A 23,826-nucleotide genomic window follows, 5' to 3' on the forward strand; every position below is an offset into this window, starting at 1 on the left:
CATCCTGCCTTGAATAGGAGTAGGGGTGACAATGCCAATCACGTTGCTTGACGGCATACTCGTCGGCTTCACGCTGGTATCGGCGATGCTTGCCATGGTGCGCGGCTTCTCGCGGGAAGTGCTGTCCATCGCCTCATGGGCCGCCGCCGCAATCGCGGCCTATTTCCTTTACCCCTTTGTGCTGCCCTATGTGACGCCCTATATAAACAACAGCATGCTGGCGCTGGGCATAGCGGCGGCAGCGGTGTTTTTCGTGGCGCTGATCATCGTAACGATCATAACCATGAAGATTGCCGACTTCATTGTCGATTCGCGGGTCGGCGCACTGGACCGCACCCTCGGTTTTCTCTACGGAGCGGCCAGGGGCGTGCTGGTGGTAGCCGTGGCGCTTTTGTTCCTGAACTGGCTGCTGGGTTCCAACCCGCCGGCCTGGGTCAGCGAGGCAAAGTCCCGCCCGCTCCTGGACAGCGTCGGCGCATGGCTGCAAGATTTGCTGCCGGATGACCCGGATGCGTCTATAATCGACCGCCTGTCGCCGAACACGGATGGCGAAACGGAAACGAGTAACTGACGGTCAAGGCCGCCAGGACACATTGCAATTTGCAGTCAGGTGGAACTTCCTGACGTCCGCATAAATGCGGAAAGGCAAAGAGATCGAGCGTTCTTGGTGCATCCGGGTGGATGCAGGGCGCTCTAGTGAAAAACGAGGCGGCCAGGAATGGCACAAGACTATGAATTGCCCTTCGCGGGCGAGGCCGATGATCATTTCCATGATGAATGCGGCGTGTTCGGCATTTTCGGCAGGCAAGACGCCGCTGCGATCACCACGCTCGGTCTGCACGCTCTCCAGCATCGCGGCCAGGAAGCGGCCGGCATCGTCTCCTTCGACGGCACGCAATTCCACGTCGAGCGCCATATCGGCCTGATCGGCGACACTTTCACCAAGCAATCGGTCATAGACAGGCTGCAGGGCAGTCGCGCCATCGGCCACACGCGTTACGCCACCACCGGCGACTCAGGACTGCGCAACGTGCAGCCCTTCTTCGCGGAGCTTGCCGATGGCGGCCTCGCCGTCGCCCATAACGGCAACATTACCAACGCCATGACCGTGCAGCGCCGGCTGCAGAAGGAAGGCTCGATCTTCTCGTCGACTTCCGACACCGAGACCATCATGCATCTGGTGGCGACCAGCAAGGGGCGTGACACCAATGCGCGCTTCATCGACGCGGTACGCCAACTCGAAGGCGCGTTCTCGCTTGTCGCGCTAACATCCAAGAAGATGATCGGCTGCCGCGATCCGCTCGGCATCCGTCCGCTGGTGCTGGGCGACCTCGACGGCGCCCATATCCTGGCATCGGAAAGCTGCGCGCTGGACATCATCGGCGCTACCTATGTGCGCGATATCAAGCCCGGCGAGATGGTGGTGGTGACGGATAGCGGCATTGAAAGCCATTTTCCGTTCGAACCGGCCAAGCAGCGTTTCTGCATCTTCGAATATGTCTATTTCGCCCGTCCGGATTCCTCGGTGGAGGGGCGCAACGTCTATGAGGTGCGCAAGCGCATCGGCGCGGAGCTGGCGCGCGAGAACCCGATGGAGGCCGACATCGTGGTGCCTGTGCCCGATTCCGGCACGCCGGCGGCCATCGGCTTCGCGCAGGAGGCGAACCTTCCTTTCGAACTCGGCATCATCCGCAACCACTATGTGGGCCGCACCTTCATTCAGCCCACCGACGCCATCCGCCATATGGGCGTGAAGCTGAAACACAACGCCAACCGCAAATCCATCGAAGGCAAGCGTGTGGTGCTGGTGGACGATTCCATCGTGCGCGGGACCACAAGCCAGAAGATCGTGCAGATGGTGCGCGACGCGGGCGCGAAGGAAGTGCATATGCGTATAGCTTCGCCGCCGACCCGTGCCTCCTGCTTTTACGGCGTCGATACGCCGTCGACGAACAAGCTGCTCGCCTCGCGCATGTCGATCGAGGAAATGGCAGAGTATATCCGCGTCGATTCGCTGGGCTTCCTGTCCATCGACGGGCTGTACCGGGCGGTCGGCGAGATGAACCGCGACAATGAGCAACCGCAATATTGCGACGCCTGCTTCACCACCGACTATCCCACGCGGCTCACCGACCATCACGGGGCGGACAATGTGCGCCAGCTCTCGCTTCTGGCGGCGGGTGGCCAGTGATGCCGCGGTTGGCATAAATCCACAATCTCAGGAAATTCGACATGACGGAGAAGCCCGACCTTTCCGGCCGTATTGCACTCGTCACCGGCGCTTCGCGCGGCATCGGCTACTTTATCGCCAAGGAACTGGCAGCGGCCGGGGCCCATGTGATAGCCGTCGCGCGGACGGTGGGCGGGCTCGAAGAGCTCGACGACGAGATCAAGGCGGCAGGCGGCGAGACAACACTGGTACCGCTCGACCTCAAGGATATGGCCGGCATCGACCGCATCGGCGGCGCCATTCACGAACGCTGGGGCAGGCTGGATATCATGGTCGCCAATGCCGGCGTTCTAGGCGTCATCTCGCCGATCGGCCATGTCGAGGCCAAGACCTTCGAAAAGGTCATGGAGATCAACATCACGGCCACCTGGCGGTTGATCCGTTCGCTCGATCCGCTGCTGCGCGCTTCCGACGCGGGACGCGCCATCATCATGTCGTCGGGCGCAGCGCACTCGGCCAAGGCGTTCTGGGCGCCCTACGCAGCCTCCAAGGCCGCAGTCGAGGCGCTGGCGCGTTCGTGGGCAGACGAGACCAGGAACATGCCGTTGCGGGTCAATTCCGTGAATCCCGGCGCAACCCGCACCGCCATGCGCGCCCAGGCGATGCCCGGAGAAGACCCGAACACCCTGCCGCATCCCTCTGAAGTTGCAGCGAAAATCCTTCCCCTTGCAAGCCCGGAACTGACGGAAACGGGCCTGATCTTCGACGTTCCGAAGAACCGCTTCACGCGATACCGGATGCCGGAATAGCCCTGCATGTAGGACTATTGACGCTGCTTCCCCATCGGATACCCTGCGGGCGATGTCGAGCGCGCAGCCATGCATGCGTCCGGCGCTATTGGCATTTGCCAGTTTGCTCTAACTCATTGCGCGGGTACCGTCCGCGCGGCGCTGGATCGGGAGGCACGATATGGTGGCGGCTATCGCGCTTTTCGGGGCATTCCTCGCGGTGCTGGTCGGCCTCGCCACGTTGCTGGTGGCAAGGCTGGAGTTGAACCTCCACCAGGCGCTGCTCTATGCGCCGCTCAAGCTTCTGTTCCGGATCAACGACGGCGCCATAAGAACGGCCCGGAAAGCGGATCCCCCGGTAATCTACGCGGTCTGGCATCAATCGCATCTCGAGCCAGCACTGATGCTGTCTCTGCTTCCCGACGACACGCTGCACATCCTCGATGAGGCGTCGTCGCAGTCGATCTGGCTCGATCCTTGGCGTGCGCTTGCCCGCAACATCGCATTCCGGGCGCATCATGTCTTCGTCAGCCGGCGCCTAGTGCGGCGGCTCAAGGGCAATGGCAGGCTGGCGGTCTACTTGCCGGACGACGTAGCGCCGGAGGCCAAGGCGTTTCGGCTATTTCGCGCCATTTCGCGGATCGCCACCAGGGCGGATGCGAGCGTTGTGCCGATCTATATCGACGGCGCGAGCGAAACGCTGTTCTCGCTGGCGCCCGGAGCCAGGCGGCGCCTTGCGCCGAAGCTCAGGCTCATCACATTGCCCCCGCAGACGATTGCCGAAATGATCGCGCTCGCTGGCGACGAGACGCCGCTTGCCGCGCAAGCCTTCTTCCAACGCATGATCGCAGTCCGCAATCTGCCTCCTGAACCCGTTGAAGATGGTGGCAAGCAAGCGGTTTAGAGTCTTTCGACAGAGCGGCGGCTCCGGTCAACCACTTCTTGAAGGACGCCATGGCGGGCGTTTCATCTCTGGATTTCAGCCGGGTCAGCCAATAGCCGCCCTTTGATACGAACACATCGAAGGGCTGCTGAATCGCGCCGCAGGCAAGGCCGCGATCGAACATGACGGGCGGGGCTAAGGCTACGCCCGTCCCCTGCAGTGCCGCCTCCATCATCGCCAACGAGGAATCGAAGATCATGCCATGGGACACGGGCAAGGGCGACTTTACCCCGGCTGCGGCAAACCATGCCGGCCACTCGTCGGCCCGGTAGGAGCGCAGAAGAGTGTAGCCGAAAAGGTCCTGAGGACATGACAGTTGCTCCGCAATTTCCGGCACGCACAATACCGCCAGCGGCGCTCCGAAGAGCGGCGTCGCTTCCAGCCCGTGCCACGCGCCATTGCCGAAGCGAATGGCGCAATCCAGCCCCTCCGCAGCGAGATCGACCCGATTGTTGTTGGTCGAAAGACGCAACTCGATGTGGGGATAGCGCTCGCGGAACTGCGCAAGCCGGGGCAGCAGCCAACCGACTGCAAATGTGCCGACCGCCCCCAGAGTGAGTACCTCGCGGACATAGCCGCTCGTGAATCTTTCCAGCATGTTGGCCATCTGGTCGAACGATTCGCGCACTATCGGCAGCAGGGCCTCCCCCTCCGCCGTGAGCATCAAGCCACGAGGCAAGCGCTTGAACAGGCTGACATCCAGCCTGTCTTCGAGCCGCTTCACCTGATGGCTTACGGCAGGCTGCGAGACGCAAAGTTCGATAGCAGCGCGGGTGAAGCTTTGGTGCCGGGCAGCGGCCTCGAAGGCGCGCAGCCCGTTGAGCGGAAGATACGGACGGACCATCGGAGACGCCTCAATATTATTTATGGCAGGCAGGGCATATCGTCGTTTGTGGCGGGCGCGAAGCCCTAGTAATCAGGCAGTGCAGCCATATTCAAGTGTGATTTGAAAAGAGACTGGAGATATTGCCATGAAGAAATATTTTGCCGCCGCGGGCGGCCTGGCGTTGGCGCTGGCTACCACCAATGCCGCCCAGGCCGTTGACCGTTCCAGTTGGACAAGGCCCACCGAGCCCTTCCGCATCGTCGACAACATCTATTATGTCGGAGCCGAGGGACTTGCCGCCTACCTCATCACGGCGGGCAAGGAGGCGATTCTGCTCGACGGTACGCTGGAAGAGAACGCGCCGATGATTAAGCGCAACATCGCCAAGCTCGGCTTCAAGATGAGCGACGTCAAAACCATTATCACCAGCCACGCCCACAACGACCATGTGGGCGCAGTGGCACAGCTCAAGCGTGACAGCGGTGCCAAGCTTTACGCGAGCGCCGGCGACCGCGGCGCCCTGGAGGAAGGGCTCCATGGTGGCCAGACAGACTATCCGCGCGGGCGCTTTCCGGCGGTCAAGGTCGACCGGGTGCTCATGAATGGCGATATTGTAAGCCTCGGCGACACCCGTATGACGGCCACTATGACCCCAGGGCATACGCCCGGCTGCACCACATGGTCTACTCAGGCGATGGTCGATGGACAGGCGCTCGACGTCGTCTTCCCATGCAGCACCACCGTCGCCGGCAATATCCTGGTTGGCAACAAGCGCTATCCGGCGATCATCGAGGATTTCCGCAAAAGCTTCGGCAGGCTTGCGGCGATGGAAGCAGACGTCGTGCTTACCTATCATCCAACCAAACGCACTCTTCAAGCAATGAAGGGCAAGCTCAAGGAAGGCGGACCGTTGGCCCTTGTCGACAGGCAACAGCTCGGAAAGATGACTGCAGCCACCAAAGCGGCCTTCGAGGCTGAGTTGACAAAGGCTCTCGAGAAAAAGCGATAAGCTGCCCCCACCCGGGACATGCTGGACTGGCAGGCGGTCCTGTCGACCGCCTGCCGACCTGCGTCTTTAACCGTTCCGATCGATATTTTCCCGGCCGGCCTCCTTCTTCGCCTCTCGCGCCGCGCGGCGTGCATAGGCGCGCTGGGAGAAGACGAGAAAGCCAAGATAGGCGATGGCCGAAACGGCCATGGTCTGCCAGGTGTAGCTTGCCAGAAGCAGTGCGTAGAACACGACGGCCAGCATCAGCGGCATGACCAGTTCGCGGCGCACGCGGCTGCCGGAAGCCTTTCCCGAATAGACCGGAAGGCGGCTGATCATGAGCACGCCGACCGCGACCGTATAGGCGCAGGCGGCCAGCGCCACCACCGGGTCGGGTCCAAGGCCGAGAAAACCCAGATAGATCGGGAGCATCACCAGGGCGGCGCCTGCCGGGGCGGGTACACCGACGAAATAGTCGCCCTGCCAGGCGGGCTGGTCGGGGTCTTCCAGCATGACGTTGAAGCGGGCGAGCCGCAGGGCGCAGGCAATCGCGAAAAGAAGTGCCGAAATCCAGCCGATGGCGCCTGCCTGGTCCAGCAGATAAGCATAAAGGACGAGCGCCGGCGCGACGCCGAAATTGACGATATCGGCAAGCGAATCCATCTGCGCGCCGAATTTCGACGACGCCTTGAGCATTCGCGCGACGCGGCCATCGACGGCATCGAGGAAAGCCGCCAGCAGCACCATCATGACGGCCAGTTCCAACCTGTCCTCGAAGGCCAGGCGGATGCCGGAAAGGCCCGCGCAGATGGCCAGAACCGTGATCAGGTTGGGGACGATCATCCGCAGCGGTATCTCGCGGATGCGCGGACCGCCGCCACCATGGGGCTCGAAGGGTGGGAAAGGACCGCTCATCGCTCAGGACACGCGCACGAGCGGCGGCGGCATCTGCGAGCCGAACTCGGCGATCACCGTTTCGCCACCGACGGCAATCTGGCCGACGGCCACGCGCGCGCGGGCCTTGGCCGGCAGGTAGACGTCCACGCGCGAGCCGAAGCGAATCAGGCCGAAGCGCTCGCCCATGCCGATCTCGCCCGGCGCCTCGGCCCAGCAGACGATGCGGCGGGCGACAAGCCCGGCGATCTGCACCACCGGCACGGGGCCGTGCGGACTCTCTATGACCAGGCTGTTGCGCTCGTTCTCCACGCTCGCCTTGTCGAGATCAGCATTGAGAAAGCGTCCGGGCCGATGCTCGATGAGCGATATGCGGCCGCGCACCGGTGCGCGGTTGATGTGGCAGGAGAACACGTTCATGAAGACCGAAATGCGCGTCATCTCGCTCGCGCCCATGTCTAGCTCCGGCGGCGGCACGGCGGGGCCCACCGCCGAAACGATGCCGTCGGCCGGCGCGATCACGAAACGGTCGTCGACGGGAGTGACGCGCGGCGGATCACGGAAGAAATAGGTGCACCAGGCCGTCAGGATCAGGCCTATCCAGAACAGCGGCCCCCAGATGAGCCCGAGCACGAGGGTCGCGACGGCGAAGCCCGCGATAAAGGGGTAACCCTCGCGATGGATCGGAACGAAAGTATTCTTGATTGTGTCGACCAGGCTCATCGCCGCACTGCCTCATGGAGAACGTTGCCGCCTTCCTATCGAAATCCACCTCCTGCCGCAACGCGTGGCGCTGCCGCCGGTCAATAAACCGGAGGACGACGCACGATGACGCCCATCTCGTCGGTTTCGCGCGCCTGCCGCAGACGTTCCTCCGCCTCGCTGGCCTCGAGCTGGCGGCTCCACATCTCCGCGTAGAGCCCGCCCATATCCAGCAGCGCGCGATGCGTTCCCCGCTCGGTGATCGCGCCGTCCTTCAGGACGATGATTTCGTCGGCGCCGATCACCGTTGAGAGTCGGTGGGCGATTACCAGCGTCGTCCGTCCCTTGCTGACGAGATCCAGCGCGGCCTGGATCTCTTGCTCGGTGTGGGTGTCGAGCGCCGAAGTCGCCTCGTCCAGGATGAGGATAGGCGGCGCCTTGAGGATGGTGCGGGCTATGGCGACGCGCTGCTTTTCCCCACCCGACAGCTTCAGCCCGCGCTCGCCGACCATGGTCTTGTAACCGTCGGGCAGACTCTCGATGAACGGCCCGATCTGGGCGAGCTCGGCGGCGCGGCGCACCTCCTGCTCGCTGGCGTCGGGCCGGCCGTAACGGATATTGTAGGCGATGGTGTCGTTGAAGAGCACCGTATCCTGGGGCACCATTCCTATCGCCGCGCGCAGGCTTTCCTGCGTCACGTCGCGCACATCCTGGCCGTCGATCGTGACCGCGCCCCGCTGGATGTCGTAGAAGCGGAAAAGCAGGCGCGAGATCGTGGACTTTCCGGCCCCGGAGGGTCCGACGACGGCAACTGTCCTGCCGGCCGGAATCTCGAAGCTGACCCCCTTGAGGATGGGACGCTCCGGATCGTAGGCGAAGACCACGTTGTCGAAGCGGACATTGCCTTCGGCAACTGCAAGCGACCGCGCGCCGGGCTTGTCGTTCACCTCGGCCGGCACGTCCAGCAGATCGAACATCTGCTCGATATCCGTCAGGCCCTGGCGGATTTCCCGATAAACAAAACCGATGAAGTTGAGCGGGATGGAAAGCTGCATCAACATGGCGTTGATGAATACGAAGTCGCCCACGGTCTGCGTTCCCCGCATGACCTCCCACGCCGAAAGCCCCATGGCGGCCATCATGCCCAGCCCAAAAATGACGCCCTGGCCGAAGTTCAGCCAGCCGAGCGACGTCCATATTCTGGTGGCTGCGTCCTCGTAGCGGGCCATTGAACGGTCAAAGCGGCTGGCCTCCATCCCTTCATTGTTGAAATATTTCACGGTCTCGAAGTTAAGCAGGGAATCGATCGCCTTGGTGTTGGCGTCCGTATCGGAATCGTTCATCTGGCGGCGAATCCCGATGCGCCAATCGCTCGCCTTTATGGTGAAGACGATGTAGAGCCCTACGGTGACGGCGATGATGGCCACATAGGCCCAGCCATAGGCGTAGGCGAAAATGCCCGCGGCGAGCGCGAATTCCAGCAGGGTCGGCAATGTGTTGAGGATCGTGAAGCGCACGATCGTGTCGATGCCCTTGGTGCCGCGCTCGATGATGCGCGAAAGCCCGCCGGTGCGCCGCTCCAGATGAAAGCGCAGGGACAGTTCGTGCATGTGCACGAAGGTCTTGTAGGCAAGCTGGCGCACGGCGTGCTGGCCCACGCTGGCAAACAGCGCGTCGCGAAGCTGATTGAAACCCAGCTGAACGATGCGCACGAGGTTATAGGCGACCACAAGCATTATGGGGCCTGCGAGAAATGCTGGAAGATACGCAGGCAGACTGCCCTCGCCCGCCAGAACGTCGGTGGCCCATTTGTAGAAATAGGGCACCAGCACCAGCACGATCTTGGCCATGACGAGGAACAAGGTCGCCACGACAACGCGCATCTTCAGGTCGCGGCGGTCCGATGGCCACATATAGGGCCACAGGTTTTTCAGCGTGCGGAATGTGCTGCCGGTATCGGCGGAGACTGTCTTGTCGGCCAAATGTTCGCGCCCTGCGTCAGGAGGTTGTCATTTTTCGGTCGCCAGTGCCGGCGGCACAGGCATCCAGCATTTCATTGGCGGCAAGGCCCGTTTCGCGCAGCGCCTCGCGGTCGACCATATAGTGCGAACTCTGCCGCACATGGCTGACACGGACCAGGCCGGCTTCAAGCAGGACCTTGAGGTGCTGGGAAACCGTGGACTGGGCAAGATGTAGCCGGCCGACCACATCCTTGCAGCAACAGGCCTCCACGCCCGAGAGATGGCGCAGAATGGCTATGCGCGCAGGATGGGCCAACGCCGAGAACCGGCGCGAAAGCACATCGTCGCCGCAGCAGAGGTTATCGCTACTGTTATTTTCATTCATCGTAAATCGACGATATACGATGAATAGCTGCCGTTCAATAAATAATATCTGGGGTTTCCGGAAACCATTGTACCCCGGTATCAACCCTCGGATTGAGAAGTCCCGGCAGCGTGCGCCTTGCTACTGGGGCGCCTTGTAGCCTTCTGCCGGCTCGACGACCTGATCGTCAATCGCGCCCAGATCGGCCTTTTCCCCCTCGTCCGTTTCCTCGGGAAGGGCAAAGACCTGTCCGGGCCAGATCAGGTCCGGGTCGCGTATCTGATCCCGATTGGCAAGGTAGATGGTCGTGTAGCGTATGCCATGGCCATAGACGCGCCGGGAAATATGCCAGAGCGTGTCGCCGCGTCGAATGATGACCGACCCGTCGACCGGCTCCAGCTTTTGCGCAACCACGACACCATCGCCGCTAGCGTCACCCTGCCCGCCCTGCATGCTCTCGGCGGTCTGTGCGGAACTCATCCGAGTATCCCGCTGCGCAGGCGCGTCGGCACCACCGGACGTCTGTTCTCCGGCTTTCGCGATGGCCTCGGCTCCGTCTTCTGCATAGGCGGGACCGCGGTCTGTTGTGGTGCCGGCAGCAGGTGCTTGCGACATCTCCTGCGCAGCCTGTCCGGATTTTTCCGAGCCTGGAGCGGGCGACGTACCGGTTGGTGGCTGCGGGCGCGCAACGGCGGCGACCTTCTCCCCGGATTCCCGCTGGAAGGGAACCGCCGCCCGGGCGATCACCGTGCCGTCATCGGCCAGGATATCGGCACGTACGATGTAATCGCCCACCGGCAGATCCCGCTCGGTCTCTACAAGAAAGCGGCCCGTCGGCGAGGCCACGGCCTGCCCCAGCAGCGTGTCGTTTATGTAGACGCGCACGGTGCGGCCCGCTTCTGCGCGTCCGGCGACGAAAATCTGACGGCCGTCGATCTCGACCGCCTCGATGAAAGGCGCGCCATCGGCCGCTGTCCCGGCGGATGGCGCGCCGGCCTGCGACGCATCCGCGCTTGCTTCAGTCCGAGCGCCGCTGGCTTTCGCTCCAGCCTCGGCGGCATCGACTTCCGTCGTCTCTGCCGAACCGCCTGCGTCCGCCACTGCCGCGCCATCGCTTCCGGCGAGCTTCTCGGCCTCGCTTGGGAGCGCTCGCTTAACATCCTTGGCAGCCGAAGTATCGCGGGGCGGCGCGGCCGCAATGTCCGTTTCCGGCACGGTGGCATCCGACGCGGCCGGAGCGGCCGTGCCGGCCAGCTTCTCCTCGGGTGTCGCCTTTTCCGTGGTCCCCTGTGCAGACGTTTCGCCCGACACCGGGGCCTCGGGCACGGAGATGAGCCGGCTCGGCTCGCCGGGCTGCTGGACTAGCGCCACGACATCGCCGCTCGGGTCGCTGGGCACGGATACGATCGCGGTCTGCTCGGAAGTGGCGACAACATCGTCGCCCGCGGTCGATCGCAGCACGATATTGTGGTCGCCCGGCTCCAGCGCCTGATCAAGGACGGCGGCAAAATCACCGGACGGCCCGGCCTGTGTGGTGGCCAGAACCGATGATCCGCTCAGGATTTCCACTTCCGCGTCCGGCGCGGCCGTTCCGGCCACCACGAGGGATCCGTCGGGTTCGGCGCGGACAATGTCGAAAGAGGGCACGATGACTTTCTCGCCGCCGACCCGCTCCACGGTGTCGCCAGCGTCCTGACCGCCCGGTGCCGGGCCGGCCTCGGGCCGGTCGGATTTGCCCGTTTCAGTGGTCGAAGATGGAACTTCCGCCTGGTTGGCAACTTCCATCTGCTGTTCTTTTCCGAGCCATGGGTCGAGTGCGCCGGCAAAATATGCCGTGCCCAGCCCGGCCACAGCGGCGCCGAATATGAAGAGCAGCACTTTGATTGGTATTGTTGCCATAGTCACAGTTCCTAAGCCCCTGACAGCGGTCTAGCCCCTTTTGCCGAGAGGGACAAGAAATAGCCCGGATTTGCCGGTCAAATCCGACAGTGAAAGCCACTTGGGCGGGCTTTGGGGGCATGCCGCATCGCTGCAGGCCTATTATTGCACCACATAGCGGCCAATGTGGATTCCACCTGACCGCAAAAATGCTGTAGGTTGAGGCAGACTCGATCCCCTCCTCAATCGGCCTCAACCCACAGACTATGACAAAAATTCGATCCGTTTGCGTTTATTGCGGCTCCTCCGAAGGGAGCAACGGCGCTTTCATGAAGGCGGGGTACGGGCTCGGCGAAGCACTCGCCTCGGCCGGGCTTCGCCTTGTCTATGGCGGAGGCACCAAGGGCATCATGGGCGCCGTCGCTGCGGGCTGTCTCGAGAACGGCGGCACCGTCACCGGCGTCATTCCACGCTTTCTCGTGACCCGCGAAGCAACGGCGCAGGAGCTTCAAAGCCTGGATGACCTGATCGTCACGGAGGACATGCACCAGCGCAAGCATCTCATGTTCGATCGTTCCGACGCATTCGTCGCGCTGCCCGGCGGCATCGGCACGCTGGAGGAGATCGTCGAGATCATGACATGGGCGCAGCTCGGCCGGCACGAGAAGCCCATCGTCTTCGCCAATATAGACGGTTTCTGGGATCCCATGCTGCAGCTCATCGACCATATGAAGGCCGAAGGGTTCGTGCATTCACAGCACATGCTGAAACCGCTGATCGTCGAAAGCGCAGCGGATATCGTCCCATCCATCCTTGATGCAGCGGCAAGAACGGCAGGCGGAGAGACGGACCACGACGTTATCGAGCGGCTCTAGGGCCGGAATCCTCGGCCTGCCTCGACGATCTGTTGATAGAGACGGGTGTCATGAAAGCGTCAGATGTTTGAGGCGGTTCTGTTACACGATGCTGGTTTTCTCCGGGCGCGTTTCAGCATCATGGAGAAAGACTATGCTTCGCCTCGCCGCCGCCGCACTCGTGCTTGCCAGCTCGACAAGCCTGTCACAGGCTGAGATGACGGACGCCGCCAGCGTCCAGCTCGGCCCCCGCCCCTTCTACCTCGTCCAGGACATGGATGACGGCGCGTTGAAGGAAAAGCTTCTGTCCTGCCAGAATGGGCCCTTCACCAAGTCCACCTGGTCTATCGGCCATCGCGGCGCGCCGATGCAGTTTCCGGAACACACCAGGGAATCCTATACCGCCGCAGCCCGCATGGGCGCGGGCGTGATCGAATGCGACGTGACGTTCACAAAGGACCGTGAACTGGTCTGCCGCCACGCGCAAAACGATCTGGCGACCACGACGGACATCCTGGCGACAGAGCTCGGAGCGAAATGCACCACGCCTTTCAAGCCGGCCTCCGGCGACGAGGACGCGGCCGCCGAGTGCCGCACATCCGATATCACGCTGGCCGAGTTCCGGCAGCTCAACGGCAAGATGGACGCCAGCAACCCCAAGGCGGCGAATGTCGCGGAATTCATGGACGCGACGGCCGGCTGGCGCACGGACCTCTACGCCACCAAGGGCACCGTTATGACGCATATGGAGTCCATCGAGCTGTTCAAGGAACTCGGCGTCAAGTTCACGCCGGAGCTCAAGGCGCCGTCGGTTGAAATGCCTTTCGAGGGCGACTACACGCAGGAAACCTACGCTCAGCAGATGATCGACGACTACAAGGAAGCCGGCGTCGACCCGGCGGACGTGTTCCCGCAGTCGTTCAGCCTGGAAGACGTGCTCTACTGGATCGAGAACGAGCCTGAGTTCGGCAAGCAGGCCGTCTACCTCGACGACAGCAACGACACTGTCGACGGTTTCGACCCGATGGACGCCTCGACCTGGGCCAACGGCATGGCCGAGCTCAAGGAAATGGGCGTCAACTATATCGCGCCGCCCATGTGGTATCTCGTGGCGGTGGAAAATGGAGAGATCGTCCCTTCGACCTATGCCAAGGAGGCCAAGGCGGCCGGGCTTGAGATCATTACCTGGACGGCCGAGCGCTCCGGTCTGCTCCAGGACGGCGGTGGGTGGTACTACCAGTCGGTCAGCGATGTCATCGATAATGACGGCGACGTCTACAAGCTCATGAACGTGCTGCACCAGGATGTCGGCATTGTCGGCCTTTTCTCCGACTGGCCAGCTACGACGACCTACTACGCCAACTGCTTCGGCCTGAAGTAGCCGCACCGAAAACACCGGCTGCTCCGCCCATCGAAAGAGCGGCCGGTGTCAATAGCGAGGCGAACTGCGTTTTATTGCGAGGCCGCGCAATCCGTCTTCAAGCGGACGATATCGGCATCGTAGACCGCCCTGTCCTCACTTGCGAAACGTGCAAATCCCTTGCGGGATGCGCCTGCCTCGAGAACGCCGGTTACGAGCTTCTCATCCACCATTTCCAGCTCAAAGTTCCCCCCGTCGTCGACACCGACCAGCTGCAGGCAGCTCTTTGACAGATCGATGGCCTGGTCTCCGCCATTCACCAGGAGGATATCGAACTGCCGCATGAACGCGACATCGGCGCCCGCCACCATCGTGCTTGTCGATGTCGGTGTGGCGACGAGCAGGCTTTGCCCTTCCTGAGCGAATGCGGGCAACCCGGCTGAAACGGAAATGGATAGCGCGGCGGTGATCATGATCGACTTCATAACAGACCTCTTCAATGGAAATAGCTTAAATGAACGATCACGGCGTAGGCGAGAAAATGGGCAGCATTGAGTCAGCGCAAGGCGCTGGCCGCCTCGGCCTTCTCTCTCCGGCTTTCGCGGAACATGGACCATGTGTAGAGCGCCAGGCCCGTCCAGATCAGCACGAAGGCCAGGGCGCGCACGGTGTCAAACGGCTCGGCGAAAACGAAGACGGCAATGATGAAGATCATCGTCGGCGCGATGTACTGCATGATGCCGATGGTGGAATAGCGCAACAGCTTGGCGCCGAAGCTGTAGAGCAGCAATGGCACCGCCGTGATGGGACCGCAGGCCAGAAGCAGCGCGATGTCCCACGGCTCGGACGGGCGGAAATGCCCCTGCCCCGTCGATTCCAGCCACAATATGTAAAACAGCGCCGGCACCGCGAGCATGAGCACTTCGAGGAAAAAGCCCTGGCTGGGGCCGATCGGCAATGTCTTGCGCAGGAAACCGTAAATGGCGAAGGCCAGGGCAAGGACCAGCGAGACCCAGGGTAGCCCGCCGGCGTCTACCGTGAGGATCGTCACCGCGACGGCTGCCAGACCGACCGCAGCCAGTTGCGTCCTGGTCAGCTTTTCACCCAGGAAAACAGCCGCAAGAGCGATGCTCAGCAGCGGGTTGATGTAGTAGCCCAGCGCCGTTTCCACCGTGCGGTCCACGGAAATGGCCCACACATAAACGCCCCAATTGATGGTGATGACCGAGGCGGTCAGCGCCGCCATCAGCAGGGTCCTGGGCGAGCGGAAGGCCGCCTTTACGTCGCCCGTGCGCCCCAGCGCCAGCAGCACCAGCCCGGCCAGCGGCACCGACCAGACGATCCGGTGGGCCACGATCTCCACCGCCGGGATATGCGCCACCGCCTTCATGAAAAAGGGCAGCAGCCCCCACAGGAAATAGGCGGAAAAGGCGAACCCGAAGCCGCGAAGCGCGTCGCTCCTGCGCGCAGCGGGATCGCTCGTAAGGACATCTGCCATGGATTATTTGGCCGCGAGGCCAGCCTTTTCGCGATTGATGACAAGTTTGTAGATGATGGAATCCATCAGCGCCTGGAATGAGGCATCTATGATGTTGTCGGAAACGCCGACCGTCCACCACCTGTTTCCCGCGCCGTCCTGGGATTCTATCAGCACGCGGGTGACCGCCTCGGTGCCGCCGTTGAGGATCCGCACCTTGTAGTCGGCCAGCGCCAGATCGGCGATCTCCGCCTGATACTTGCCCAGATCCTTGCGCAGCGCGATATCGAGCGCGTTGACGGGGCCGTGGCCTTCGGCGACCGACATCAGCGTCTCGCCGTCGACTGTCACCCGAACCACCGCCTCCGACACCGTCTTCAGCTGCCCGTTGGCGTCGAAACGGCGCTCTACCATGCAGCGGAAGCTGTCGACAGTGAAAAAATCGGGCACGCGGCCCAACGTGCGGCGGGCCAAAAGGTCGAAGCTCGCATCCGCACCCTCATAGGCATAGCCCTGTGCCTCGCGCTCCTTGACGATGGCGATCAGCGTATCGAGGCGCGGGTCGGACTTGTCGACCGCGATGCCGCGGCGCGTAAGCTCTGCGACGAAGTTGGATTTGCCGCCCTGATCCGAAATCATGACCCGGCGGCTGTTGCCCACGCTTTCGGGCGGGACATGCTCGTAGGTCTGCGGCTCCTTCAGGAGGGCGGACGCATGGATGCCGGCTTTCGTCGCGAAAGCCGAGGCTCCCACATAGGGCGCCTGCAATTCCGGCGCGCGGTTCAGCAACTCGTCGAATGCATGGGAAAGGCGGGAGATGTCGGCGAGCTTTTCCGCCGAAATGCCTGTCCGGAACCTGCCGGCATAAACCGGCTTCAGCATCAATGTCGGGATGATGGAGATGAGATTGGCATTGCCGCACCGTTCGCCGATGCCATTGAGCGTGCCCTGCACCTGGCGCACGCCGGCCTCGATGGCGGCGAGCGAATTGGCCACGGCCTGGCCGGTGTCGTCATGGGCGTGGATGCCGAGCCTCTCGCCGGGGATGCCCGCGGCGACTACGGCGGCGACGATCTCACGGATTTCGGCCGGCTGCGTCCCGCCATTGGTGTCGCACAGCACCACCCAGCGCGCACCGGCCTCAAAGGCCGCCCTGGCGCAGGCGAGCGCATAGGCGGGATTGGCCTTGTAGCCGTCGAAGAAGTGCTCGCAATCCACCATCGGCTCCCGGCCGGCCGCGAGCGCGGCCCCCACCGAAGCCGCGATCGATTCGATATTCTCCTCATTCGTGCAGCCGAGGGCCACGCGCACATGGTAATCCCAGCTCTTGGCCACGAAGCAGATGGCATCGGCGGAAGACTGGATAAGCGCGGCCAGTCCCGGATCGTTGGACGTGGAAACGCCGGCCCGCCTGGTCATGCCGAAAGCGACGAACGAGGCATTGCGGGTGCGCCTCTTGGCGAAGAAATCCGTATCGGTGGGGTTGGCGCCGGGATAGCCGCCTTCGACATAGTCGATGCCGAAATCGTCCAGCAGGCCGGCAATGGCGATCTTGTCTTCGACGGAAAAATCGATGCCCGGCGTCTGCTGGCCATCCCGCAAGGTGGTGTCGAAAAGATAGATGCGTTCGCGGTTCATGATGCGGACGGCTCCGGAGGCCATTGATCGGTGTCGTGGTCGGGATGCTGGTACGAGACGACCGAAGCGTGGAACTCCGCCATCGCCGCACTGTCGTTCAGTGGCGTTTCAAACAGACGCTCGATCCACGGCAGGCGCTTGCTGAAATTCACCTGGACCTTGGGTTCCAGCGCTTCCGGATGATCGAAGGAACCGATGGAAAGCTCGATACCCCCATCATACCTGTAGGCGAGCGGAGTGCCGCAGCGGGCGCAAAAACCGCGCTCGACCGTCTGGGAGGACCGGAAAAAGGCCGGCGTGCCGCGCGTCCAGGCAAGATCGTCTTCGAAGGCGGTGACGAAAGCGCCGAAAAAGCTGCCGAACTGCTTCTGGCACATGCGGCAGTGGCAGATGGACGGCCGTCCCAGGCGTGTGGTGCTGAAACGCACCACGCCGCACTGGCAACCGCCCGTGAACGGCTCCGCGCTCACCGTCCGTCCTCGGGCGGCCATTGATCCGTGTCGTGGTCGGGGTGCTGGTAGGAGACGAGGTCGTCGAGATAGCTCGCCAGTTGCGTATCCTCCATCGTCTCCTGGCCGGGCAGCGTGTGAAGCTCGTCCACATAGGGCAACTTTCCCTCGATACCCCACTGTATCTGCGGCGCGAGTTCTTCGGGATGGTCGAAGGCGCCGATGGCCAGGGCCACGCCGTCATGGCTCTCGTTCGGAGCCTCGAACGTCAGCGGCGTCCCGCACGCATCGCAAAAGCCGCGCTTGACGTGGTTCGACGACTGATAGCGTTTCGGCTCGCCGCGGGTCCAGGTGAGCTTGGCGTCGCGGACGGAAACGAGCGGCGCGTAGAAATTTCCGAAGGCCTTCTGGCACATGCGGCAGTGACAGATGGACGCGTTCCGCAAGGCGCCCTCGACGCGAAAGCGCACCGCGCCGCACTGGCAGCCGCCCGTGAACACGGGCTGGTTGTCGAGCGTCATAGCTACGCCTCCTCCGGCCTGTGGCACACGGCTTCGACATTGTTGCCGTCAGGGTCGATGACGAATGCGCCGTAATAGTCCAGGTGGTAGTGCGGCCGCAGGCCGGGCGCGCCGTTGTCCTTGCCGCCGGCGGCCAGCGCTGCCGCGTGGAAGGCATCGACCTCGGCACGGCTGTTGGCGGTGAAGGCCACGTGCTTCGGCTCGCTCGCGGGCTCGCCTTCGCTCAGCCAATAGACCGGCCGGTCACGCCCGTAGCCGCCAACCTTGACACCATCGGTGTATTCCGGCGGCACCACCATGAGCAGCGACGCACCCAGCGGCGCCAACGCTTTGTCGTAAAAGGCCTTGGCGGCTTCGAAATCCGCCGTGCGGATACCGATGTGATCGATCATGCAAGGAACTCCCTTGTTTCTGTGTCAACAGGATGCATCGTCACCGCCTCACCTCCCACTTCGTCCGCCGCTCGCCGCTTTCAGGATCCTTATAGTCCATGAGTTGGACCCCTTGCGCGGAGAGATCGTCACGGATCATGTCGGCCTCGGCGAAGTTCTTCACGCGCAGGAGGGCGAGGCGGCGTTCGACGGCAGCTTGCAGGGCGGTTTCGTCGATTTTCGCTTCGGCGGCGCGCTCGGCGTTCCAGTCGCTTTCGGTTCGCTCGAGCAGGCCCATGAGCGCGGCGCTCGTCTTGAGGCACCTTTTGGCGCCGTCGCTGCCCTTCGCGGCCTCCGCGCGCAGTTCATGAAGCGCAGCGATGGCGGTGGTGGTGTTCACGTCGTCGAGCAGGGCGCCAACCGTGTCGGCGCAGTCTATTCCGGCCGGCTGCACATCCCCCACGGCGCGATACCAGCCGTCGAGCACGGCTTCCGCCTCCTCCAGCTTGCGCACGGAAAAGTCGATGGGTTCGCGGTAATGCGTCATCAGCATCGCCAGCCGCAGCACCTCGCCCGGCCATTTGCGCCCGCCGAAAGCCTCCGTGTGCAGGAGCTCGCTGATGGTGACGAAATTGCCCTCCGACTTCGACATCTTGCGGCCTTCGACCTGCAGGAAGCCGTTATGCATCCAGTAGCGCGCCATGGTTTCGGTGCCATGGGCGCACCGCGACTGGGCGATCTCGTTTTCATGGTGGGGGAATATGAGGTCGAGGCCGCCGCCATGGATATCGAAGACCTCGCCCAGAAAGGCGGCCGACATGGCCGAGCATTCGATGTGCCAGCCGGGCCGACCGCGGATGACGAGCGGCTTGCCGTCGACGGTGAAGTGCGCCTCCCAGCCGGGCTCCTCGGGCGAGGACTGCTTCCACAGGACGAAATCGGCCGGGTTCTTCTTGTGATCCTCGACCGCCACGCGCGCGCCCGCCTGCTGGTCTTCCAGCTTGCGTCTGGAAAGCCCGCCATAGCCCGGCATCGACTGCGTGTCGAAAAGGATTTCGCCTTTTGCCGCATAGGCATGGCCGCGGTCGATGAGAGTTTGAATCAGGCTGGCCATGTCGGCCTTGCCGTCCGGGCGCGGCAGCACGAACTCGGTGGCGCGAGGCTCGTAGGTCGGTTTCAAGCAGCCAAGCGCGGCGACATCCTCGTGATACTGGTTCGCCGTCTTTTCGGTCACCTTGCGAATGGCCTCGTTGAGCGGCAGGCCGGGATAGTCGCGCAGGGCGCGGGCATTTATCTTGTCATCCACATCGGTGATGTTGCGCACATAGGTCACGTGCTCCCCGCCATAAAGATGGCGAAGAAGACGGAACAGCACATCGAAGACGATGGCCGGCCGCGCATTGCCGATATGGGCGTAGTCGTAGACTGTCGGCCCGCACACATACATGCGCACATTCAGCGGATCGAGAGGAATGAAATCCTCCTTCTCCCGCGTCAGCGTGTTGGTGATGCGCAGTCCCTTGAATGCTTCGCTCATCAATTCCCAATCCCAGTCGAAATCATGCGCCGGCCGCTGGCTGGGGCGTTTTTCGTGCGGGGAAATTGAGCGAAAACGACCGGACCAGCGAGCGGCGCTAGCCGATAATGCAAATGCCGATAATGGCCAACCGCGTTTTCATAGCCCGACTTATCGCCTTCACACCGCCCGCCGTCAAGCGCGTATTGGCCTCGTTCTTTCCGGCGCCTGTTACCAGCCGGCCACACAGCGTGAAGAGACTGTTAAGCTTGTTGGCGCAATTTTATGAACCTAAGCCGGCGCTGATCGTTGTAGACATGATTTCGTCGGAATCGCGCAGCATCTGCGCAATCTAATGTAACGCGAACGCCAGGCAATCATAATGGCACAGCAAACGACCAAATCCGAAGACAAGCGCGCCGATCAGGCCCACTTGATCGATGAGTACCGCAAGGTCGGCCCTGCGGCCATCAATGCAGCGCTACAGTGCTGCTCGAAGCTCAAGCCCCAGAAGGCGCGCTCAGATAAGCCGCGCCAGTAGGCTGAGCGCCAGCGCCGCCATCACGACGCCGATCAGGATGTCGAGCACACGCCAGGCCTGCGGCTTCGCGAATAGTGGCTGAAGCAGCCTGGCGCCATATCCAAGCGCGTAGAACCACAGGAACGATGCCGCGATTGCGCCGACGGCGAAGCTCGTCCGCGCGCTGCCTTCATAGGCGCCGGAGAGCGAGCCGACCAGGACCACGGTATCGAGATAGACATGCGGGTTGAGGAAGGTGAAGGCAAGGCAGGTGGCCACCGCCGCCCTGAGGCTTGTCTCCCCTTGGCGCGCGGCCTTCAGCGCATCCGGATGCATCGCGCGGCGAAACGCCAGCGCCGCGTAGCCGAACAGAAAGGCCGCGCCGCCGATCGTTACTCCCGTGATCAGCACGGGCGAGCGGGCGACGAGGGTGCCCAGCCCCGCCACCCCGGCGGCGATCAGCAGCGCATCGGACAGCGCGCAGATCAGGCAGAGCAGGAAGACGTGCCGGCGCAGGAGGCCCTGCCGCAGAATGAAGGCATTCTGCGCGCCGATGGCGATGATGAGGGATCCACCAAGGAGCAGACCCGATATGAAGGGAGGAATCAGGGCTGGCGTCATGCAATTGTCTTTGGCCGAATGCCCGCGGCTTTGCAACTGACAGTGGAGCTCAGCCGCAGGGACAGATCAGAAAAGCGTGAGCTGGTCGTCGGGTTTCCGTAGCGTCGCCTCTTCCGAAGGCCTCTCCTCGACGCGCTCCAGAATATCGGCGCCGACATTGGCGACCTTGTTGACCTTGTCGGAGATGGGAACGGCCTCGAAGAAGCCGGGCTCCACAGGCCGCAACAGGTCGGCCACATCGCGCGGCTCATTGCTGATGCAGTCGAGCCACCGTGTGAAATGCTCCTTCCTGACGACCACGGGCATGCGATGGTGAATATGCGCAATGTCCTGGCTGGCAGTGGTGGTGAGGATGGCGCCGGTATCGATTTCGCTGCCGCCGGGCTCGCTATAGGTCTCCATCAGGCCGCCGAAGGCGATGACACCGCCATCGCGCGGGCGCAACCAGAAGGCTTGCGAGCGCTTCGCACCGTCCCGCCTCCATTCGTAGAACCCGGTAGCAGGCACCAGGGTCCGGCGGTGACGCATGGCGGCGCGGAAGGTGTTCTTCTCGGCAGCGGTTTCCGACCGGGCGTTGATGAGCAGCGGGAATTCCTTGACGTCTTTCGCCCAGCCGGGAATGAAGCCCCACCGCACAAGCATTCCTCGCCGGTCGGGAAGATTCGATCCCGGCGCGCGCGGCCCGGCGGCGATGACCATCTGAACGGGCTGGGTCGGCGCGATGTTGTAGCGGAACGGGGAATCGTCGAGGTCGAACACCTCGATCGCGTCCTCCACCTGCGCCCGCGTAGCGGCAAGCTGAAATCGTCCGCACATGTCGCTAACGCTCCGTCCACCTGCTCATCTCGATGGCGATGTTGACGGCTGAAGGCGGCGCGGGCAAGACACTGAGGATGGTCATTCACGACATTCACGCCGTCTCGGCGGTCATGCGCAAGGAAGGCTGCTTCCTCCTGGTCCTGCGCGGGCGAGCACCCGCCAAGGACCTGTTTGCCTTTCCCGGCGGCCGCATGAAAGAAGGCGAGACGCAGGAAGACGCCGTTCGCCGCGAATTGCTGGAGGAGACCGGGCTGGAGGCGGGCGAAGTCCGCTATCTGCGGAAGTTCGTCATAGAGCCCGAGGGCAGCGGCCCCCGCTTCATCCTGCATGCCCATAGTGCGGAGTATTGCAGCGGCGAGCCGAAGGCCGGGGACGATGCGGCGGACGCCGGCTGGTACGCCATTGAGGACATGCGGCGGATGCCCGTCACCCAATCGACTCTCATGCTTGCCGAGACGCTGCTTGCGGAGCGAAGGCGCTGAATCGCACGCCTATGAGCCGCAATAGCGTTGCATTGGCCTGTCTTCGCGGCAATTATGCTTCCAATGAATTGTTTCACCCGAACATTTGCCGCCTTTTGCGCTGCCTTGATCCTGTTGCTTGTGCCACCGCCTGCGGCCGCGACGGAAGCGCCGTATGACAAGCAGCTGATGCGCCTGGCCGAGGTGCTGGGCTCCGTCCACTTCCTGCGCCGCCTTTGCGGCGAGGAAAGCGGGACCTGGCGCGAGCAGATGGAGGCGCTGCTTGAGGCGGAAGCGCCGACCGACGAGCGGCGCGCCCAATTCGTCGCCAGCTTCAACCACGGCTATCGTTCCTACGCCAACATCTATACGCAGTGCACCGACCAGGCCGTCGCCGCCATCGAGCGCTATATGGCGGAAGGCGAGAAACTGGCCAACGACATCGTGTTGCGCTACGGCAATTAAATCGAACCGACGCGCGGGAATTTACCCTGTGTTTACCATATCCGGCGCGTATCGCCGCGTCTGCCCATCAGCCGTGTTATCTCTTTGGCCGGGGGACAATTCGGGACGCCCCGGCGGCAACGGGACATTGCCGCGCTAGGGCCACGGGTGGAGTGCCTATGCATATGACGATTCAAGACATCGAAGCCAAGATCGAGGAAGAAAAACGCACGACCTGCGCCGCCAGCCACAGCGCTGCCTGGGCCGAGGGCCTGTGGGCGGGCATCGAGCCGGAGATTATCGCCGAAGCCGCCATGCAGACCGCCCTCAGCGAACTTGCGCGGAATGGCGGCGAGGATTCCCTGGTTCTGTTGCTGGAGCACATGCGTGACCGGGTGCTCAAGGGCGATTTCTACACCGACCGAACCTGCCATTGAGATCGCCGCCGGCTTTGGGTATCACGGGGCCGGTTCACCAGTTCGAAGGGCGGCGACAATGCGCAACGGGTTTCGTGCTCCATCCGCTACCGGGGGAACGCATCGGCAAGCCCCGTGGCATCGGTTGAGCATCCACGCCGCCGTGGCGGCGGTTCTTCTGCTCGGCGGCGCGGCCCCGGCCCTCGCTCTGAGCGATGCGCTTTCGCGATATGAAACCGGTTCGGAAGAAGAGCCTTCCGTTCCGCGCATTCCGCTGCCGGATCCCATGACCCTCCCCGACGGCGATACGCAGCCAGTCGACGAGCAGGAACCTTCCGGCAACGTCACCCGGCCTGACACAAGTCTCGGCAAGGAACTTCCCGAAGTCATCTACGATTTGGACAGGCTGCCGGAGCCGGTGCGGCGCATGCGCCAGTTGATCATCGAGGCCTGCCGCAGCGGCGACGTAGAACGATTGCGCCCCCTGCTCGGCTCGGGAGCCCAAGCCACCCAGCTTTCCTTCGGCGGCCCGGTGGACGATCCGGTCGCCTATCTGCGCGATGTTTCAGGAGACGAGCCCGGCCATGAAATCCTCGCCATCCTGCTGGAGGTCATGGAGGCTGGCTTCGTGCACCTCAACCCCGGCACCGATGAGGAGCTCTATGTCTGGCCCTATTTCTTCGCCATTCCGATCGAGGAACTGACAGATAAACAACGGGTGGAACTTTTCACCCTGGTGACGGCCGGCGACTACGAAGACATGAAGAATTTCGGGGCATATATTTTCTACCGCTCCGCGATCACGCCGGACGGGCAGTGGCGGTTCTTCGTTGCCGGAGATTGAG

General features: G+C 62.9%; 26 protein-coding genes and 1 pseudogene. 12 read left to right on the forward strand and 15 right to left on the reverse strand.

The genetic code is table 11. The annotated features are described in order from the left end of the window. The first annotated feature begins 31 nt into the window (after positions 1–31). From N1058_RS00725 to N1058_RS00740, 4 genes are all read left to right on the forward strand, one after another. On the forward strand, positions 32–571 hold the full coding sequence (locus tag N1058_RS00725) for a CvpA family protein (RefSeq protein ID WP_265515567.1): 540 nt from the start codon (positions 32–34) through the stop codon (positions 569–571). Between the two features lie 147 nt (positions 572–718). Next, positions 719–2,191 (forward strand): amidophosphoribosyltransferase, encoded by a 1,473-nt coding sequence (purF, locus tag N1058_RS00730; RefSeq protein WP_265515568.1) that lies wholly within the window; start codon positions 719–721, stop codon positions 2,189–2,191. A gap of 41 nt (positions 2,192–2,232) precedes the next feature. Beyond that, the gene (locus N1058_RS00735) at positions 2,233–2,979 is read left to right on the forward strand and encodes an SDR family NAD(P)-dependent oxidoreductase (protein ID WP_265515569.1); all 747 of its coding nucleotides are present in this window, start codon (positions 2,233–2,235) and stop codon (positions 2,977–2,979) included. A gap of 160 nt (positions 2,980–3,139) precedes the next feature. Beyond that, complete coding sequence (locus tag N1058_RS00740) at positions 3,140–3,862, forward strand: 2-acyl-glycerophospho-ethanolamine acyltransferase (RefSeq protein ID WP_265515570.1); 723 nt, start codon at positions 3,140–3,142, stop codon at positions 3,860–3,862. 16 nt (positions 3,863–3,878) lie between these two features. Here N1058_RS00740 and N1058_RS00745 read toward each other — a convergent pair. Then, a pseudogene (locus N1058_RS00745) lies at positions 3,879–4,745 on the reverse strand (LysR family transcriptional regulator); the annotation flags it as partial. A gap of 127 nt (positions 4,746–4,872) precedes the next feature. Between N1058_RS00745 and bla the strand changes: the two are divergent. Further along, positions 4,873–5,736, forward strand: coding sequence for a subclass B3 metallo-beta-lactamase (bla, locus tag N1058_RS00750; protein WP_265515571.1), 864 nt, complete (start codon positions 4,873–4,875; stop codon positions 5,734–5,736). 66 nt (positions 5,737–5,802) lie between these two features. Here bla and pssA read toward each other — a convergent pair whose 3' ends face one another. From pssA to N1058_RS00775, 5 genes are all read right to left on the reverse strand, one after another. Then, positions 5,803–6,630 (reverse strand): CDP-diacylglycerol--serine O-phosphatidyltransferase, encoded by an 828-nt coding sequence (gene pssA / locus N1058_RS00755; protein WP_265515572.1) that lies wholly within the window; start codon positions 6,628–6,630, stop codon positions 5,803–5,805. Positions 6,631–6,633: 3 nt separating this feature from the next. Further along, positions 6,634–7,332, reverse strand: a complete 699-nt coding sequence (locus tag N1058_RS00760) for a phosphatidylserine decarboxylase (RefSeq protein ID WP_265515573.1) — start codon at positions 7,330–7,332, stop codon at positions 6,634–6,636. A gap of 80 nt (positions 7,333–7,412) precedes the next feature. Further along, a complete protein-coding gene (locus tag N1058_RS00765; protein WP_265515574.1) occupies positions 7,413–9,293 on the reverse strand; it encodes an ABCB family ABC transporter ATP-binding protein/permease in 1,881 nt (626 codons plus the stop codon). A 16-nt stretch (positions 9,294–9,309) separates the two neighbouring features. Next, positions 9,310–9,657 (reverse strand): ArsR/SmtB family transcription factor, encoded by a 348-nt coding sequence (locus N1058_RS00770; protein WP_265515575.1) that lies wholly within the window; start codon positions 9,655–9,657, stop codon positions 9,310–9,312. Between the two features lie 120 nt (positions 9,658–9,777). Next, positions 9,778–11,535 carry a LysM peptidoglycan-binding domain-containing protein gene (locus N1058_RS00775; RefSeq protein ID WP_265515576.1) on the reverse strand — a complete coding sequence of 586 codons (1,758 nt, stop codon included), beginning with the start codon at positions 11,533–11,535 and terminating at the stop codon, positions 9,778–9,780. 245 nt (positions 11,536–11,780) lie between these two features. On the opposite strand from N1058_RS00775, the gene N1058_RS00780 reads away from it, so the two are divergent. Then, a complete protein-coding gene (locus N1058_RS00780; RefSeq protein WP_265515577.1) occupies positions 11,781–12,389 on the forward strand; it encodes an LOG family protein in 609 nt (202 codons plus the stop codon). Between the two features lie 133 nt (positions 12,390–12,522). Continuing rightward, positions 12,523–13,749, forward strand: coding sequence for a glycerophosphodiester phosphodiesterase family protein (locus tag N1058_RS00785; RefSeq protein WP_420847919.1), 1,227 nt, complete (start codon positions 12,523–12,525; stop codon positions 13,747–13,749). A gap of 71 nt (positions 13,750–13,820) precedes the next feature. On the opposite strand, the gene N1058_RS00790 is transcribed toward N1058_RS00785, so the two are convergent. The 7 genes from N1058_RS00790 to cysS all read right to left on the reverse strand — a co-directional run bounded on the left by N1058_RS00790 (position 13,821) and on the right by cysS (position 19,721). Then, the gene (locus tag N1058_RS00790; RefSeq protein ID WP_265515578.1) at positions 13,821–14,213 is read right to left on the reverse strand and encodes a DUF4354 family protein; all 393 of its coding nucleotides are present in this window, start codon (positions 14,211–14,213) and stop codon (positions 13,821–13,823) included. A 71-nt stretch (positions 14,214–14,284) separates the two neighbouring features. Further along, positions 14,285–15,226, reverse strand: coding sequence for an EamA family transporter RarD (gene rarD / locus N1058_RS00795; protein WP_265515579.1), 942 nt, complete (start codon positions 15,224–15,226; stop codon positions 14,285–14,287). 3 nt (positions 15,227–15,229) lie between these two features. After that, positions 15,230–16,843 carry a citramalate synthase gene (gene cimA, locus N1058_RS00800; protein WP_265515580.1) on the reverse strand — a complete coding sequence of 538 codons (1,614 nt, stop codon included), beginning with the start codon at positions 16,841–16,843 and terminating at the stop codon, positions 15,230–15,232. Continuing rightward, positions 16,840–17,313 (reverse strand): GFA family protein, encoded by a 474-nt coding sequence (locus N1058_RS00805; protein ID WP_265515581.1) that lies wholly within the window; start codon positions 17,311–17,313, stop codon positions 16,840–16,842. The genes cimA and N1058_RS00805 overlap by 4 nt, the downstream gene beginning before the upstream one ends. Beyond that, positions 17,310–17,813 carry a GFA family protein gene (locus N1058_RS00810; protein WP_265515582.1) on the reverse strand — a complete coding sequence of 168 codons (504 nt, stop codon included), beginning with the start codon at positions 17,811–17,813 and terminating at the stop codon, positions 17,310–17,312. Before N1058_RS00810 ends, N1058_RS00805 begins: the two co-directional genes overlap by 4 nt. Positions 17,814–17,815: 2 nt before the next feature. Further along, on the reverse strand, positions 17,816–18,205 hold the full coding sequence (locus tag N1058_RS00815) for a VOC family protein (protein WP_265515583.1): 390 nt from the start codon (positions 18,203–18,205) through the stop codon (positions 17,816–17,818). Positions 18,206–18,245: 40 nt separating this feature from the next. Further along, positions 18,246–19,721: a cysteine--tRNA ligase gene (cysS, locus tag N1058_RS00820; RefSeq protein WP_265515584.1), complete on the reverse strand. Its 1,476-nt coding sequence runs from the start codon at positions 19,719–19,721 to the stop codon at positions 18,246–18,248. Between the two features lie 361 nt (positions 19,722–20,082). Between cysS and N1058_RS00825 the strand changes: the two genes are divergently transcribed. Continuing rightward, positions 20,083–20,241, forward strand: coding sequence for a hypothetical protein (locus tag N1058_RS00825; RefSeq protein WP_265515585.1), 159 nt, complete (start codon positions 20,083–20,085; stop codon positions 20,239–20,241). Here N1058_RS00825 and N1058_RS00830 read toward each other — a convergent pair. Both N1058_RS00830 and N1058_RS00835 read right to left on the reverse strand, forming a co-directional pair. After that, positions 20,221–20,841, reverse strand: a complete 621-nt coding sequence (locus tag N1058_RS00830) for a LysE/ArgO family amino acid transporter (RefSeq protein ID WP_420847920.1) — start codon at positions 20,839–20,841, stop codon at positions 20,221–20,223. The two genes, N1058_RS00825 and N1058_RS00830, sit on opposite strands and share 21 nt — an antisense overlap. 66 nt (positions 20,842–20,907) lie before the next feature. Continuing rightward, positions 20,908–21,657 (reverse strand): SOS response-associated peptidase, encoded by a 750-nt coding sequence (locus N1058_RS00835; protein WP_265515586.1) that lies wholly within the window; start codon positions 21,655–21,657, stop codon positions 20,908–20,910. Between the two features lie 32 nt (positions 21,658–21,689). On the opposite strand from N1058_RS00835, the gene N1058_RS00840 reads away from it, so the two are divergent. The 4 genes from N1058_RS00840 (at position 21,690) to N1058_RS00855 (ending at position 23,825) form a co-directional block, all read left to right on the forward strand. Next, positions 21,690–22,142 carry an NUDIX hydrolase gene (locus tag N1058_RS00840; RefSeq protein ID WP_265515587.1) on the forward strand — a complete coding sequence of 151 codons (453 nt, stop codon included), beginning with the start codon at positions 21,690–21,692 and terminating at the stop codon, positions 22,140–22,142. Between the two features lie 63 nt (positions 22,143–22,205). After that, complete coding sequence (locus tag N1058_RS00845) at positions 22,206–22,586, forward strand: TIGR02301 family protein (RefSeq protein WP_265515588.1); 381 nt, start codon at positions 22,206–22,208, stop codon at positions 22,584–22,586. A 164-nt stretch (positions 22,587–22,750) separates the two neighbouring features. After that, a complete protein-coding gene (locus tag N1058_RS00850) occupies positions 22,751–23,002 on the forward strand; it encodes a hypothetical protein (RefSeq protein ID WP_338040602.1) in 252 nt (83 codons plus the stop codon). Between the two features lie 124 nt (positions 23,003–23,126). Then, on the forward strand, positions 23,127–23,825 hold the full coding sequence (locus N1058_RS00855) for a cytoplasmic protein (RefSeq protein WP_265515590.1): 699 nt from the start codon (positions 23,127–23,129) through the stop codon (positions 23,823–23,825). Position 23,826: the final 1 nt, after the last annotated feature.

The sequence above is a fragment of the Nitratireductor luteus genome, from assembly GCF_026162365.1.
GTDB lineage: Bacteria > Pseudomonadota > Alphaproteobacteria > Rhizobiales > Rhizobiaceae > Chelativorans > Chelativorans luteus.

Bases quoted from the DNA above. Each gene is read 5' to 3' on its own strand.
- N1058_RS00760 (WP_265515573.1), bottom strand. From the start codon at position 7,332: ATGAGCCTGGTCGACACAATCAAGAATACTTTCGTTCCGATCCATCGC.
- N1058_RS00830 (WP_420847920.1), bottom strand. From the start codon at position 20,841: ATGACGCCAGCCCTGATTCCTCCCTTCATATCGGGTCTGCTCCTTGGT.
- N1058_RS00725 (WP_265515567.1), top strand. From the start codon at position 32: ATGCCAATCACGTTGCTTGACGGCATACTCGTCGGCTTCACGCTGGTA.
- cimA (WP_265515580.1), bottom strand. From the start codon at position 16,843: ATGAACCGCGAACGCATCTATCTTTTCGACACCACCTTGCGGGATGGC.
- N1058_RS00735 (WP_265515569.1), top strand. From the start codon at position 2,233: ATGACGGAGAAGCCCGACCTTTCCGGCCGTATTGCACTCGTCACCGGC.
- purF (WP_265515568.1), top strand. From the start codon at position 719: ATGGCACAAGACTATGAATTGCCCTTCGCGGGCGAGGCCGATGATCAT.
- N1058_RS00790 (WP_265515578.1), bottom strand. From the start codon at position 14,213: ATGAAGTCGATCATGATCACCGCCGCGCTATCCATTTCCGTTTCAGCC.
- bla (WP_265515571.1), top strand. From the start codon at position 4,873: ATGAAGAAATATTTTGCCGCCGCGGGCGGCCTGGCGTTGGCGCTGGCT.
- N1058_RS00850 (WP_338040602.1), top strand. From the start codon at position 22,751: ATGACGATTCAAGACATCGAAGCCAAGATCGAGGAAGAAAAACGCACG.
- N1058_RS00845 (WP_265515588.1), top strand. From the start codon at position 22,206: ATGAATTGTTTCACCCGAACATTTGCCGCCTTTTGCGCTGCCTTGATC.
- cysS (WP_265515584.1), bottom strand. From the start codon at position 19,721: ATGAGCGAAGCATTCAAGGGACTGCGCATCACCAACACGCTGACGCGG.
- N1058_RS00770 (WP_265515575.1), bottom strand. From the start codon at position 9,657: ATGAATGAAAATAACAGTAGCGATAACCTCTGCTGCGGCGACGATGTG.
- N1058_RS00835 (WP_265515586.1), bottom strand. From the start codon at position 21,657: ATGTGCGGACGATTTCAGCTTGCCGCTACGCGGGCGCAGGTGGAGGAC.
- N1058_RS00780 (WP_265515577.1), top strand. From the start codon at position 11,781: ATGACAAAAATTCGATCCGTTTGCGTTTATTGCGGCTCCTCCGAAGGG.
- N1058_RS00840 (WP_265515587.1), top strand. From the start codon at position 21,690: ATGGCGATGTTGACGGCTGAAGGCGGCGCGGGCAAGACACTGAGGATG.
- pssA (WP_265515572.1), bottom strand. From the start codon at position 6,630: ATGAGCGGTCCTTTCCCACCCTTCGAGCCCCATGGTGGCGGCGGTCCG.
- N1058_RS00775 (WP_265515576.1), bottom strand. From the start codon at position 11,535: ATGGCAACAATACCAATCAAAGTGCTGCTCTTCATATTCGGCGCCGCT.
- N1058_RS00785 (WP_420847919.1), top strand. From the start codon at position 12,523: ATGCTTCGCCTCGCCGCCGCCGCACTCGTGCTTGCCAGCTCGACAAGC.
- N1058_RS00825 (WP_265515585.1), top strand. From the start codon at position 20,083: ATGGCACAGCAAACGACCAAATCCGAAGACAAGCGCGCCGATCAGGCC.
- N1058_RS00740 (WP_265515570.1), top strand. From the start codon at position 3,140: ATGGTGGCGGCTATCGCGCTTTTCGGGGCATTCCTCGCGGTGCTGGTC.
- rarD (WP_265515579.1), bottom strand. From the start codon at position 15,226: ATGGCAGATGTCCTTACGAGCGATCCCGCTGCGCGCAGGAGCGACGCG.
- N1058_RS00810 (WP_265515582.1), bottom strand. From the start codon at position 17,813: ATGACGCTCGACAACCAGCCCGTGTTCACGGGCGGCTGCCAGTGCGGC.
- N1058_RS00815 (WP_265515583.1), bottom strand. From the start codon at position 18,205: ATGATCGATCACATCGGTATCCGCACGGCGGATTTCGAAGCCGCCAAG.